Consider the following 13364-nt stretch of genomic DNA (forward strand, 5'->3'; position numbering starts at 1 on the left):
GGAGTTCTTCCCCTCAGCTTTCCATGGTGTTCGTAAGCCAGTTTCCCGAAGCCATGACTGCTCGGGGCAAAAGTTTTTTGTCGGTAACGACAAGATCGGCGCGGCATCCCGGGACGAGGTCGCCGACAATCCCGGTCAGTCCCAACAGCGCAGCGGGAGTTGCAGTTGCGGCGGTGACCGCCGAGAGCAGATCAACGCCGGCATCGAGCACCGTCCGCCGCACGATGTCCATCAGTCTGCTGGTACCGCCGGCTATAGCAGTGTCGCCTTGTCCGGCAAGTCGGGCCACTCCGTCGACAACGTCCACGTCGAGTGGACCGAGCGGGTACCGCCCATCCGGCATACCTGCTGCCGCCATGGCGTCGGAGACCAGAGCAATCTGATGTGGGCCGACAAGATCGAACACCGTGGAGACAGTTTCATCGGCCAGATGGACACCGTCGCCGACCAACTCGACCACCATCTGGCCACGGGCTGCGGCCGCCAGGCAGGCAGCCACTGTGCCAGGCTCACGGTGGTGCATAGGCGCCATTCCGTTGAAAAGGTGTGTGGCACTGAGCGGTGCCTGAGCGGAATGCGCGATCGAGCGGGTGGCGGTGGGATTGGACGCGTCGGTGTGACCGATGCTGACCACTACGCCGTTCTCGGTCAGCATGGTCGACAGTTCGGCAAAATGCGCGGTCTCGGGTGCGATGGTCATCGAACGGATGTGACCGCGCCCGGCAGCCAACAGCGACTCGAGCAGGGCTGGATCGCCATCGAGAATGCTTGCAGGATCCTGTGCACCACAACGCAGTACCGACAGGAACGGACCTTCCAGATGGATTCCGGCGAGCGTGCCGCGCTCCACAAGCGACGCCAGCAATTCGATGCGGCGATGCAAGACATTCGGCGGCGCCGACACCAACGACCCGATCACCGAGGTTGTTCCGTTGTGTCGGTGGTGATCCGCCGCTGCGGTGGAACCGTCGCGATCGGCTTCCGGGAAACCGAATCCGCCGGCCCCATGGCAGTGCACGTCCACGAGACCGGGAATGATCGTCGTGCCCGGATCAGCAGGTTCCGGGAGTTGGTCCGTCCGCTCCGACGCAGGCCCGGCCCACACCACTCGATCACCGGACGTCTCGACAACTCCGTCGGCCAGCATGCGGCCTCCGGTGATCAGCTTTCCACGCAGGATCACGACATCACCTGTGTTGCAACAGAACTGTCCATGTCGGCGATCCCCAACTCGCGAAGTACCGCGTCCGCGAGCACATAGTGCCCGTTCTCGTTCGGATGGAACGCATCAGCCAAGAGTGACGGCGGCGGACCCTCAGGTGAATCCGCGAACCACTGCTCGTAGTGATCGATGAAGATCGCGCGCGTCGACGCGGCAACCTGGCGGGTCATCTCGACGTAGTCGATCAGCGCGGATCGCGTCGGCGCGTTCGGGACGTCGATGGGCGGCGGCGTCTGCAGAATCGGAACGGCACCGAGCGCACGTGAGCGGAAGATGATGTCGGACAGGTCTTCCCGGAATCGTTCGAGATCGACGCCGCCGCCGAGAGCGTCGTTGGTGCCGAGCATGATCAGCACCACCGACGGCTCGAAGATCTCGATGCGATGGGCAAATCCGTCACGGACGTCGGACGAGCGGTTACCGCTCACGCCGGTGTTGATCACAATGTGATTGAACAACGACATCTCGCCACGGATGCGTTCCGCAAAGTGTTCGACGTAGCTGCGCTGCCCGTTTGTGTGAGCCAAACCCTGCGTGATGCTGTCGCCGGTGAACACCCACCGGATCGGTGTGGACGAATCTTTCAGCAGTGCTTCGACTCTGCGACGCTCAGCCGTCATCGACCATCGCTCCGAGCGCCCGCGATCGCCTTGGCGAACGTCGCGGTAATGAAGGCTGGATCGGTGATCGCGGTACCCACCACTACCGAATCCGCACCAAGCGCAATCGCCTGCGCTGCATGCTCCGGGCTGTGGTAGCGACCTTCCGCGATCAGCACTGCATCGGGAAGTGCGTTCCTCAGTTCCGAGATCAGCTCCAGATCGGGACCACTGAGCCGTCGACTGTTCTCGGTGTAACCGGCAAGGGTACTCGAGATGATGTCGGCACCGGCCTCTGCGGCCGCAATGCCATCTTCGAGCGTTCCACAATCAGCCATCACCAGAGCGCCTCGCGCATGGACTGCCTCGACGGTATCCGCGAATGTCAATCCGTCCGGGCGTTGGCGCAATGTCGCGTCGGCTGCAACGATTTGCGCACCGGCGTCGACAACGTCCAACGCTGATTCTCGTGTCGGAGTGATGAACACCCCGGAGGATCCGATCTTCGTCAGACCGATCACCGGCACCGTCACAGCAGCGGCGACAGCGGCGACGTCGGGTGTTCCGCCCACTCCGCCGCAGCGAATCGCGGCAGCGCCGCCGTCGACGGCAGCCCTGGCCATCCGCTCGATTGTTGCCGTGTCACGCAGCGCGTGCCCATGGCCAGCCTGGCACGAGACGACCAGCTTTCCGCTGATGATCTTCAGTAACTCGTCGAGTGTCATCGTGATACCTCTGTTCGTGTTGCGGCGGCAAGCAGTCCGGCGCCCACCAATGGTGCGTCGGTGCCCAACCGTGCCGGGAGAATGGCGGTCTCGGCGATCGGCTTCATCGCTTCGACGCGGAATGCCGACATCAAGGGCGACAGCAGATCTGCTCCGATCTGAGCGGCGCCGCCGCCGATCACGATCACCTCGGGATCGAAGGCCGTTGCCACTCCGGCCAGAACCCGGCCGAGTAGTTCACCCGCATCGGTGATCACTGCGCGGGCAATCGGGTCACCCGAGTGCATCAGTGCAACCACCTTCTGCAGAGGCTGCACGGGAACACCAGCCCTGGCGGCATACTCGGCAGCCATGGCGGGTCCGGAGGCAACCGCTTCGAGGTGATCGGTGCGGCCGCAGCCACAGCCGATGGCCCCGGCCGCGGGAACGAGCAGATGTGCCAGTTCGCCTGCCGTGCCGTGAGCGCCATGACGGAGTTGACCGCCGATGGACAGCGCGCCACCGATGCCGGTGCCGATCGAGACGAACAACACGGAACTCCGACCGTGGCCGGCACCGATCATGTTCTCCCCGTGTGCCATAACTCGCACGTCGTTGTCCACGGTCACCGGCAGCGACGTACGCGCTTCGAGCTCACTGCGCACCTCTGCGCCCATCCACCCGGGCAGGATGTCGGAAGCGAACACCACTCGACCACTGGACCGATCGACGATTCCCGGTGCACCAACACCGATTCCGTCAACGGTGTGTGTGACGCGTAACTGGTCGATCAGTGCAGCTGTAGTGTCGAGCACCGCATCTCGGCCCGCCGCCGGTGTTGCTGCGCGAACGGATTCCAGTACTTCACCTGAAGAGGTAACCACGGCTGCAGCTACTTTGGTGCCCCCGATGTCGACACCGATCCAACGCTCCTGCCCGTGCGTCATCGTCAGATCAGTCCGGCGCGTTCGAGAATGACCTTGATGGTTGCGGCCTCGGACTCGTCGAGAGACAGCATCGGAGCGCACATCGTGTTGCCCGAGATGACACCGCGCAGAGCCAGTGCAGTCTTGAAGGCGCCCAATCCGGCAGCACCTGCACTGACGCGGCCCGGCGTCGGCGCGTCGACGATGGAGAAGAGATCCGTGAGCCGGTCCTGCTCGACCTTGGCGGCAGCCCAGTCGCCGGCCTGCGCGGCGCGCCACAACCGGACGTAGCCGTGGGGATCGACGTTTGCCAGGCCGGGCACCGCACCTGATGCACCCATGAGCAGGCAGCCGTCGACTACAACCTCGTGGCCGGTGAAGACGGCAAAGTTCTCCAGACCGACGGACTGACGCAGCAGCATGCGGAAGCTGACGTCGTCGCCGCTCGAATCCTTGACACCGGCAATGACACCTTCGCGGCCGAGCTCGACCAGCATTGCGGTGGAAAGCTTGCTGTGAACACGGACCGGAACGTCGTAGGCAAACAGCGGAAGGTCCACTGCCGCATGGATGGAGCGGAAGTGCGTGGCCGTCTCTTCGGCGTTGGTGATCGCGTAGAAGGGAGCTGTCGCGACGATGGCGTCTGCACCGGCCTCACGTGCCTGCTCGGCAACGGCGATGACGCGGTTCGTCGTCATGTCGTTGACACCGACCAACACCGGCAACTGGCCGCCGACATGTCCGATGGCCGTCTGCACAACCTGGGCGCGCTGAGCGTCGGTCAGGTAGCCGACCTCGCCCGAGGAACCGAGGATGAACAGGCCGTCGACGCCCGCCTCGATCTGCATCGACAGGAGGCGCTCGAGCGACTTCGTGTCGACGTCACCGTCAATGGTCAAGGGTGTGACGATCGGAGGAACAATTCCGCTGAAGGTCGTGGTGTCCGTGCTCATGGGGTCTCCGTACGTTGATTATCGGATTAAATTGCGGGGCAAAACACTTGAAGGTTGATCACACGGAAACCGGCTGCCCGCACGCGGCGGACCGGTAGGCGGCGTCGATCACGCGCATCGATGCGCGAGCGTCGGCAACCGAGTAATCGGGGTTGATCCGGTTCGGCAGTCGATCGAGTAGGTGAGCGAGGAAGCTCGACACCGCATTGTCGGATCCGAAACCCCCGATGGGTAGTGCGGTGACATCACCGGAAGCACCGAACTGCATGAGCGCTGGTTTGTCGTCGTCCGAACTGGCGTAACCGTGCGATCCGAGGACTCGAACCGTTGCGGTATTGGCACCGAAACCTGGTGCTGCGGGGATTCTTCCGACTGTGACGGTCGCAGTGACGCCGTGTGCCAGCGCGAGTGAAATGAGCGCGGTGTCTTCCACACCGAACTTCTCGTGTGCGCCGCCGTACAACGTGCTTGTCTCCGCGTACACCTCGGTGACGTCGAGTCCGGTGAGGTAACGGAGGTAGTCGGCGGCGTATCCAAGGAAGTTCACAACTTCTCCCCCGCCGGACAGTGCCGGGTCGACAACTAACTCCGGCCGTTCCACGGATGTCGCAAAATGTGTTCCGCTGGCGAGGAACTCGATGTCCACGTGGCGTGGAAGTCCGAGGTTTCCCGCGTCGATCCAGCGGCGCAGTCTCCGCAGGGCGGGTGAATGCGTGCGGTTTACTACGGTGCAGATGCGCCCGTTTGCCTCAGCTGCTTCCTGAACCGCCGCGGCTTCTGTCTCGTCGATTCCCACCGGCTTGTCCACGAGGACATCAAGTCCCGCGTTCAAGGCAGCTATAGCGAGCCTCGCATGCCGAGTCGGTTCGCTGCAGATCACTGCCAGATCGATCCGGTCGGGGTCGAGAAGCTCACCGAGGTCGTCGATCCACGCGATGTCGGCGGCAGCGGCCATCTTCATTCCGTCTTCGCGGATCCAGTCGGGCACCGATGATTCGTCGGCGACACCGACCAGGTGCACGCGGGGGTCGGCTCGCAACAAGTCCGCGTAGGACCCGGCATGCCTTACGCCGCTGATGAATCCGACACGGATCGAACCAGTGCTGGTCATTGCTGCCCTCCGATTGCAACGGCGCGCCCGGTATCAAGCGATTGTTGCGCGGCGACGGCTGTGGCGAGCGCCGCGCGCACCTGCCAGTTCTTGACCAACGGCGTCTGAGAACCGTCAAGAGTGCCGATCCAGTGGCGCATCTGATGCGTCATGGCGTCTTCGATCGACGACGGCGGCGCGTTGGTGGTGTCGGACATGAGCCCCGGATCATCGCCCGTGTCGTGCGCGAGAGTGCCCTGCGTGCCCGAGACGACGATGCGACGCACCATCTTTCCCGATTGTGGCAGCGCGTACGCCAACTCGATCAACGCCAAGGAACCGTCCTCGAAGCGGACGGTCAGATGGAAGCTGTCATGAACGGGCATGCCGGCGGCAAACGTCGGAAAGCTGCGAGCGAACACGCGAATCGGCTTGCGGTCGATCAGCCAGGTCACCAGATCGAGTGCGTGCGTTCCGTTGTGAACGGGATGCCCACCGGAGCGTTCCTTGTCGTGTTGCCACCCGCGCCAGCCGCCCGGCCAGACGTGGCCGGTGTACCAACTCAAATGGATCAAGCGGGGATCCCCGATAGCGCCCTGCGCGACGGAAGCGCCGATCGAGGTGATCGACGGCTGGAACCGCACGGTCTGACCGACCATCAACGACGTACCGTTGCCTTCGGTCGCTGCAACCATGGCGTCGAAGTCGGCGACGCTCAGCGCGGCCGGCTTCTCCACGTGGACATGCTTTCCCGCACGGCCTGCTGCAATCGTCACCGGCGCATGATCCGGAGTTGCCCCGACGACGTTGACAGCCGTGATCGACGGATCTGCCAGAACTCGGTCCAGGTCGGTGCTCGCCTGCGCGCCCGGTGCGAGGGCAGCCACCGATGCAGCCCGGTTCAAGTCACTACCGACTACGTAGGCGACCTCCACTGTCGGCAGGCCGGCGAGCGAACGTACGTGGTCCCGCGCGATTCCGCCGCTGCCGATCACGGCAACGCGGACGCTCATCGCGCAGCTCGAATGTCCGCGGGCTCGGCTTGTCCGAGACGCACCTGCTGCGCCACGACCAGCGCTCGGTCGGTGTCCGCCGTGAGGGGCGATTCGGCGCCGGAATCGAGAACCCGTGCGATCTCGTCGATTTCGTGGCGGATCGCGGCCTGCATCCACACCGACGACGCCCCGCCGCCGGAGTTGTACTTCTGCGTCTTGGTTGCCGAGTCGATCAAGGACTGATTCTCGTCCGCGTCGTCGAAGATGGGCCAGGATTCGACAACCTGACCTCCGGTGAAGCGCTGCACAACTCCGGTACGGAAATCCGCCCGAAGCGCGCCGTCCGATCCGTTGACCGTCAGATCCCACGACGACGTGTGCGAGCGGGTCGAGATCGTGTGGGTGCCTACCGCGCCGTTGGCGAACTTCACGACCGTCGTCCGGAATCCGTCGTCCGGTGTCGCGGTGCTCGACACGCCGTCGACGTCACCGCCGAGCCAGCACATCAAATCCAGTTCGTGAATCTCGTGAGTGAGTTCGCCGCCGGTCTGACTCTTGTCGAGCTTCCACCACTGTGGGTCCGCGCCGGCGGTGTCTATCCACCGGGACCTCGATGTCTCGATGGCATTGACGTCACCGATGTCTCCGGACCGGACCGACGCGGCCAGGGCTCGCACACCCGGCATCATCCGCATGATGTGTCCGACCATGAGCGTCGAACCGTTGGTGTCGGCGCACTCGATCATGCCGCGAGCTTCGGAGAGCTCGACTGCGAGTGGCTTCTCCACGAACACTGCCTTGCCCTGTGTCAGTGCGGCAAGTGCCGGTTCCGCATGGGTGTGATTGGGCGTCGCGACTACAACAAGGTCGATCGTCGCGTCAGCCGCCACCGCACCGTGATCGTTGGTGGGGGTCGCACCGAATTCTCCCGCGGCTTCCGTCGCCCGCGCTATATCTCGGTCGCAGAGCATCGTGAGTTCGAAACGTGGATGGGCAGCAAACTCGCGTGCGAGTGAACTACCGAAGAATCCGCAACCGACCACGCCGACTTTGTATCGGGTCATGAAGTCTCCAAAGATTGGATAAGGGATGTCCTATGTTATACGGCCAGTGTGATCGACCGTCAATTCGAGGTCGGTAACACAGTCTTCATCTATGCAGGTGAGAGCACTAAATGGTGAATGAAACTCGCCGAAATACGAAATTTCTCCCCGCGAGTTCTCACGACTCTCTAGACGCGTTCTGATCCACAATGTAGGTTACGCAACATCGGACGTCGAACATAGGACATCCCCTATCCCACCCGAGATGTCCCGCTCCCCGCCTTGGAGGCCGCCTTGAAGAACCAACGACCGCTGAGCTCCGCCATCACCCGCCGGGACCTGTTCCGGTACACCGGCCTGCTCGGAGCAGCTGCAGGTATCACCGCAACACTCGCAGCGTGCGGCGGCGGCCCCTCGTCGACCTCGGTCGTGGGCGGCTCCTCGTCCACGGGCGACCTCACCACTGCCATCGGTTACGGAAACGACCAGAGTTTCGATCCGATGCAGACCGCATCCGGCTTCCTGATGGCCGCGGTCAACCACGTGTACGAAGGCCTGCTCGAGAACGATCCGGCCACCGGTGAGACGTATGCCGCGCTGGCGAAGACTGTTCCCACCGACGCCACCGCGTCGAGCTGGACCATGCAGATCCGCGACGGCGCCACCTGGCACGACGGCACCCCGGTCACCTCGGACGACGTTGTCTTCAGCTTCGAGCGCATTCTCGATCCCCAGCAGAACGTGCTGATCCGCGCCTTCTTCTCTTCCTGGTTGCAGTCCGTCACCAAGGTCGACGATCAGACCGTGACGCTCAACTTCAACTACCCGTTCAGCGCTGCCGCTCAACGCCTTTCGATTGCCAAGATCATGCCCAAGCATGTCTTCGACGGTCACTGGGACGAAGCCAAGTCCGGCGCGCTCGTGGTCGGCTCCGGTCCGTACAAGGTGACCAGCCATACTCCCAAGAGCAACACGGCATTCGAGGCCTTCCCCGCGTACAACGGCCCGCGTCCGGCCAACTTCTCGACCATGAACTGGCTGTCCATCGTCGACACGTCCTCGCGTATCGCACGAGTGTCGGGCAACAATGCCGGCGCTCAGCTCGCCGACAACATCCCCGTTGCGAACGTCCCGACGCTGACGTCCGGTGGACGTACCGTCGAGGGCAATCCGGGCATGAACCTGATGTACCTGCTCTTCGACACGACGCAGGCACCGTTCGACGACGTCCGCGTTCGCCAGGCGATGTTCTACGCGCTCAACACTCCGAAGATGATCGAGATCGCCCTGGGCGGCAAGGCCGCTCCGGCCACGAGCTACCTGTACGAGCGCAATCCCGACTACTCGCGCGCGTCCACCGTCTACTCGTACGATCCGGACAAGGCACGCTCGCTCCTCGCTGCCGCCGGCGTCAGCGGACTCGACCTCACGTTGCTCTCCACCAACGTCAGCTGGCTCGCCGATTGCCTCCCAACGATCAAAGAGTCCTGGGACGCAGTCGGATTCAACACCACGCTCGAGCCGCAGGACACCAGTGCGATGGTCAGCAAGCTCAACAGTGGCCAGAAGTTCCAGATCGCGGCCGGCACGTCCAACCCGCAGGCTTTCGGATCCGACGTCGACCTTCTCGTTCGCTACACGTACAGCAAGGGCGGCCTGTGGACCAAGACGTACGCCAAGTGGGACGATACGCCGCAGGCTCAGAAGATCTACGCCACGATGGACGAGGCAACTCGCGAGACGGACCCCGCCAAGCGCAGCACCCTCGTGCAGTCGTACCTGAACCAGATCGCCGAAAACGCGGTCTACTACCCGGTTCTGCATCAGGAACTGGTGACCGCGTGGGATCCGCAGAAGATCACCGACGTCACCCCGCTGCCGTACCCCGGCGTCAACCTGCTTGCGGCAAAGCCGGCCTGATCGCCCGCGCGCGGCAATTTCCCGTCAACTGAGAGATCCCCCGATGGCCAGAGTCCTCCCCATGCTGATCAGGCGATTACTGATACTGATCCCCCTGATCCTCGGCATCATCGCGTTTGTTTTCATCGTGATGCAGTTCGCGCCCACCGATCCCGCAACGGCGGCGTTCAACGGTGGTAACCCGACGGCAGAACAGTTGCAGCAGTTCAAGGAAGAGAACGGACTGCTCGACCCACTGCCGCTGCAGTACGTCCACTTCGTCACCGATCTCCTCAGTGGGAACATGGGTGACAGCCTGATTTCCGGTACCCCGGTACTGGATTCGATCTCCACGGCACTGCCGCTGACGATTCAACTCACTGTTCTGGGCCTGGTGATCGCCATCGTGCTCTCACTGATCTTCGGTGTCACCAGCGCCCTGTTCCGTGATCGTTGGCCAGATCAGGTCATCCGGGTGGTTTCACTCGCCGGCGTCGCCGCACCGTCATTCTGGTTGGCGCTGCTCATGATTCAGTATCTAGCTGTCAAACTCGGGTGGTTCCCCACCGGCGGCTACGTCAATCCGGCCGACTCGGTCACGGACTGGCTGTGGTACATGGCGCTCCCCGCCTTGTCTCTGTCACTCCCCGTCGCGGCTCAACTCACCCGCATCATCCGCACGTCCATGGTCGAGGAATTGGACAAGGATTACGTCCGCACGGCCATCGGAAGCGGCCTGCCCTACCCCGTGGTGATCGGGCGAAACGTGTTGCGTAACGCGCTGATCAACCCGCTCACCGTTCTGGGTCTGCGCGTCGGGTATCTCTTGGGTGGCGCCGTTGTCATCGAGCAGATCTTCGGCCTTCCCGGCATGGGTCAGCTCATGATCAACGGCGTCACCAACGGCGACCCCGCAGTTGTCCAGGGTGTTGTCATCGTCATCGCAGTCGGTTTCGTCGTCGTCAACCTCGCGGTCGACATCCTCTACCTGCTTGTCAATCCACGACTTCGGAGCGCAGCATGATGAGAAGAAAACTCACCGAGAAGCTTTCGCGTCCCGGTATCACCTTTTCACGGTTTCCCCTCTCCGCCTGGCTCTCGATGGCCGTCCTCGCGATCATCGTCCTCGCCTGCCTGTTCGCACCGCTCATCACGCAGTACAGCCCGCTCGAACAAGCTGTGGGTACGTCCGGCCCCAGCGCGGAACACTGGTTCGGCCAGGACAGTCTCGGCCGAGATCTGTTCAGCCGCTTGCTTTACGGCGGACGCTGGTCACTGACTATCGGCCTCGGGTCCACCTTCCTGGCACTGTGCGCCGGCGCCCTCATCGGTTCGGTGGCCGCAACCAGCCGAAAGTCCGTCGACGAGACCATCATGCGTGTGCTCGACGTCGTCATGGCGTTCCCGGGCATCGCGCTCGCAGCCGTCCTCGTTGCAGCGTTCGGCGGTTCGATCCCCGTCCTCATCGTCACCATCGCCTTCCTCTACACCCCGATGGTTGCGCGTGTCGTTCGCGCCAACGTGCTCGCCCAGTACGGCGAGGATTACGTCGCCGCTGAAAAAGTCATCGGGGCAAGCACTTCCCACATCGTCGTCAAGCACGTCGTCACCAACTGCGCTGCCCCTGTTCTCGTGTTCTGCACGGTCATGGTTGCCGACGCCATCGTGCTCGAAGCCAGCCTGTCGTTCATCGGCGCGGGCGTGCGACCACCGGACCCGTCGTGGGGATCGGTAATCGCCGACGGCAAGAACATGGTCCTGCTCGGTGGTTGGTGGGCAACGGTGTTCCCCGGTCTGCTGATTCTTCTGACCGTGCTCTCCCTGAACGTCCTCGCCGAGGGTCTCACCGACGCGATGGCTGATCCGAGCCTGAAGAAGACCAAGAAGACAGCTCTCGAATCAGCCAGCACCGCCGCTGCGGAGGAAACGTCCAACGAGCTCATCCTGGAAGAAGAGGCCGCGCGAGACGCCGAATCACTGGTTGTCAGTGATGACTTCGCCGACTCGAGTGTCATTGTCACCAAGGCGCTGAAACCGGTCGTCGCGCCGACGCCACTCGAAACGCACCTGAAAATCCTGGCGGAAACCGAACGGACACGCACCGATCGTCTTGTCTACGAAGGCGACGCCGCTCCACTGCTCGAGGTACGCAATCTGACGATCCGTTTCCCGGAACGCTACGGCGACACCGCAATCGTCGACAACGTCAGCTTCACGGTCCGTCCGAACGAGACGATGGCTCTGGTCGGCGAATCAGGCTGTGGCAAGTCGCTGACGTCACTGGCGATCATGGGCCTGCTGCCCAAGACCGCAGTGGTGACCGGTGAGATCCTCTTCGACGGCGTCAACGTCCTCGAACTGAACAACCGGGAACGAAACAAGCTTCGCGGACACGACATGGCCATGATCTACCAGGACGCACTCAGCTCCCTGAACCCGGCAATGTTGATCCGCGCCCAGTTCAAGCAGCTCACCAAAAGAGGCGGAACACGTACCGCCGAGGAACTTCTCGAACTTGTCGGACTCGACCCGGTTCGCACGCTTGCCAGCTACCCGCACGAGTTGTCGGGTGGTCAACGCCAGCGCGTCCTCATCGCGATGTCGCTCACGCGTAGCCCGCGCCTGATCGTCGCCGACGAGCCCACCACTGCTCTCGACGTCACCGTCCAGGCTCAGGTTGTGGACCTGCTCAACGATCTGCGGGAAAAGCTCGGCTTTGCGATGGTTTTCGTGAGCCACGATCTTGCACTCGTTGCTTCGCTCGCCCACAAGATCACGGTGATGTACGCCGGTCAGGTCGTCGAGTCTGCGCCCACCAGCGATCTGCTCATCGATCCGCGTCACGAATACACCCAGGGCCTCCTCGGCGCCGTTCTCTCCATCGAGGACGAGGCTCCGCGGCTCCACCAGATCCAGGGAACCGTGCCGTCGCCCGGCAGCTTCGCCACCGGTGACCGTTTTGCCGAACGTTCCCTGCGTCCGGATTCCGATCCCCACCGAAAGCCCGAGATGGTTCGGATCGGCGGGACCGAGCACTGGTTCGCCAACCAGTCCGCGGCACCCGTATCCGCAGAATCGGAATTGGAGAGCGTGCGATGACCACAGCCGAAACACCCATCCTGGAACTGAAGAACATTCACGTCGTCCACAAGACTCGTTCGGGATCGTTGTTCAAACCCGGAACCGTGCACGCCGTCAACGATGTCAGTATCGCCGTGCGACGAGGGACGACGATCGGCATCGTGGGCGAGTCCGGTTGCGGCAAGTCGACGCTCGCGAAGGTCATGGTCGGACTGCAGAAGCCGACGTCGGGCGACGTCGTCTTTCGTGGACAGAGTGCTCTGACCCGATCGGCGTCGGTCCGCAAGGAATTCGGGCGCGCTATCTCCATCGTGTTCCAGGACCCGGCCACCGCGCTCAATGCGCGAATGACGGTGGCCGACATCCTCACCGATCCACTCGACGTACACGGCATCGGGAATCGTTCCACCCGCTCTGCTCGGGTCCGCGAACTGGTCGGACTGGTCGGGCTTCCCCAATCCGCGCTCGAAGTCATCCCGAGTCAGATCTCGGGCGGACAGCGCCAGCGCGTTGCCATCGCCCGTGCTCTGGCACTCGAACCGGACGTGATCGTCGCCGACGAGCCGACATCCGCGCTCGACGTGTCGGTGCGCGCGCAGATCCTGAATTTGCTCAGCGACATCAAGGCACGACTCGGGCTGGGAATGGTCTTCATCTCGCACGATATCCAGACCGTTCGCTACGTCTCCGACAGCATTGTCGTGATGAATGCCGGGCGGATCGTTGAACAGGGAACAGCGCAGGAAGTGTTCGACAACCCGTCAGACGCCTACACCGCAAAACTGCTCGGCGCGGCCCCAAGCCTGCTGCAACGCACCGTGGATGCGTGATACCCGATGGAGTCGACAAGCG

General features: G+C 63.0%; 12 protein-coding genes. 4 read left to right on the forward strand and 8 right to left on the reverse strand.

The window, feature by feature from the left end:
* Positions 1-13: 13 nt before the first annotated feature.
* Genes EEB13_RS25065 through EEB13_RS25100 form a run of 8 tightly spaced genes read right to left on the reverse strand, consistent with a single transcriptional unit; the run spans position 14 to position 7553 of the window.
* On the reverse strand, positions 14-1183 hold the full coding sequence (locus EEB13_RS25065) for an N-acetylglucosamine-6-phosphate deacetylase (RefSeq protein ID WP_261984644.1): 1170 nt from the start codon (positions 1181-1183) through the stop codon (positions 14-16).
* Entirely contained in the window at positions 1180-1842 is a 663-nt protein-coding gene (locus tag EEB13_RS25070; RefSeq protein ID WP_095888271.1) for an SGNH/GDSL hydrolase family protein, read from the reverse strand. The genes EEB13_RS25065 and EEB13_RS25070 overlap by 4 nt, the downstream gene beginning before the upstream one ends.
* The gene (locus EEB13_RS25075; protein WP_033232303.1) at positions 1839-2546 is read right to left on the reverse strand and encodes an N-acetylmannosamine-6-phosphate 2-epimerase; all 708 of its coding nucleotides are present in this window, start codon (positions 2544-2546) and stop codon (positions 1839-1841) included. Before EEB13_RS25075 ends, EEB13_RS25070 begins: the two co-directional genes overlap by 4 nt.
* Positions 2543-3472 carry an ROK family protein gene (locus EEB13_RS25080; protein WP_141486500.1) on the reverse strand — a complete coding sequence of 310 codons (930 nt, stop codon included), beginning with the start codon at positions 3470-3472 and terminating at the stop codon, positions 2543-2545. The genes EEB13_RS25075 and EEB13_RS25080 overlap by 4 nt, the downstream gene beginning before the upstream one ends.
* A gap of 2 nt (positions 3473-3474) precedes the next feature.
* On the reverse strand, positions 3475-4404 hold the full coding sequence (locus EEB13_RS25085) for a dihydrodipicolinate synthase family protein (protein ID WP_141486501.1): 930 nt from the start codon (positions 4402-4404) through the stop codon (positions 3475-3477).
* 58 nt (positions 4405-4462) lie between these two features.
* Positions 4463-5515 (reverse strand): Gfo/Idh/MocA family protein, encoded by a 1053-nt coding sequence (locus EEB13_RS25090; RefSeq protein WP_033232307.1) that lies wholly within the window; start codon positions 5513-5515, stop codon positions 4463-4465.
* Positions 5512-6507: a Gfo/Idh/MocA family protein gene (locus EEB13_RS25095; protein WP_045068674.1), complete on the reverse strand. Its 996-nt coding sequence runs from the start codon at positions 6505-6507 to the stop codon at positions 5512-5514. The genes EEB13_RS25090 and EEB13_RS25095 overlap by 4 nt, the downstream gene beginning before the upstream one ends.
* The gene (locus EEB13_RS25100; protein WP_141486502.1) at positions 6504-7553 is read right to left on the reverse strand and encodes a Gfo/Idh/MocA family protein; all 1050 of its coding nucleotides are present in this window, start codon (positions 7551-7553) and stop codon (positions 6504-6506) included. Before EEB13_RS25100 ends, EEB13_RS25095 begins: the two co-directional genes overlap by 4 nt.
* 273 nt (positions 7554-7826) lie before the next feature.
* Between EEB13_RS25100 and EEB13_RS25105 the strand changes: the two genes are divergently transcribed.
* The 4 genes from EEB13_RS25105 to EEB13_RS25120 are packed head-to-tail and all read left to right on the forward strand — an operon-like array spanning position 7827 to position 13342.
* Positions 7827-9452, forward strand: coding sequence for an ABC transporter substrate-binding protein (locus EEB13_RS25105; RefSeq protein ID WP_141486503.1), 1626 nt, complete (start codon positions 7827-7829; stop codon positions 9450-9452).
* Between the two features lie 43 nt (positions 9453-9495).
* Positions 9496-10455: an ABC transporter permease gene (locus EEB13_RS25110; protein ID WP_033232310.1), complete on the forward strand. Its 960-nt coding sequence runs from the start codon at positions 9496-9498 to the stop codon at positions 10453-10455.
* A complete protein-coding gene (locus EEB13_RS25115) occupies positions 10455-12530 on the forward strand; it encodes a dipeptide/oligopeptide/nickel ABC transporter permease/ATP-binding protein (protein ID WP_033232614.1) in 2076 nt (691 codons plus the stop codon). Before EEB13_RS25110 ends, EEB13_RS25115 begins: the two co-directional genes overlap by 1 nt.
* Positions 12527-13342, forward strand: a complete 816-nt coding sequence (locus tag EEB13_RS25120; RefSeq protein WP_033232312.1) for an ABC transporter ATP-binding protein — start codon at positions 12527-12529, stop codon at positions 13340-13342. Before EEB13_RS25115 ends, EEB13_RS25120 begins: the two co-directional genes overlap by 4 nt.
* The last annotated feature ends 22 nt before the right edge of the window (positions 13343-13364 follow it).

It is taken from the genome of Rhodococcus sp. WS3 (assembly GCF_003797085.1).
In the GTDB taxonomy this organism is placed as follows: domain Bacteria; phylum Actinomycetota; class Actinomycetes; order Mycobacteriales; family Mycobacteriaceae; genus Rhodococcus_F; species Rhodococcus_F globerula.

Coding starts and splice junctions, on each gene's coding strand:
- EEB13_RS25085 (WP_141486501.1), bottom strand. CDS start 4,404: ATGAGCACGGACACCACGACCTTCAGCGGAATTGTTCCTCCGATCGTC.
- EEB13_RS25095 (WP_045068674.1), bottom strand. CDS start 6,507: ATGAGCGTCCGCGTTGCCGTGATCGGCAGCGGCGGAATCGCGCGGGAC.
- EEB13_RS25100 (WP_141486502.1), bottom strand. CDS start 7,553: ATGACCCGATACAAAGTCGGCGTGGTCGGTTGCGGATTCTTCGGTAGT.
- EEB13_RS25110 (WP_033232310.1), top strand. CDS start 9,496: ATGGCCAGAGTCCTCCCCATGCTGATCAGGCGATTACTGATACTGATC.
- EEB13_RS25075 (WP_033232303.1), bottom strand. CDS start 2,546: ATGACACTCGACGAGTTACTGAAGATCATCAGCGGAAAGCTGGTCGTC.
- EEB13_RS25070 (WP_095888271.1), bottom strand. CDS start 1,842: ATGACGGCTGAGCGTCGCAGAGTCGAAGCACTGCTGAAAGATTCGTCC.
- EEB13_RS25120 (WP_033232312.1), top strand. CDS start 12,527: ATGACCACAGCCGAAACACCCATCCTGGAACTGAAGAACATTCACGTC.
- EEB13_RS25090 (WP_033232307.1), bottom strand. CDS start 5,515: ATGACCAGCACTGGTTCGATCCGTGTCGGATTCATCAGCGGCGTAAGG.
- EEB13_RS25080 (WP_141486500.1), bottom strand. CDS start 3,472: ATGACGCACGGGCAGGAGCGTTGGATCGGTGTCGACATCGGGGGCACC.
- EEB13_RS25115 (WP_033232614.1), top strand. CDS start 10,455: ATGAGAAGAAAACTCACCGAGAAGCTTTCGCGTCCCGGTATCACCTTT.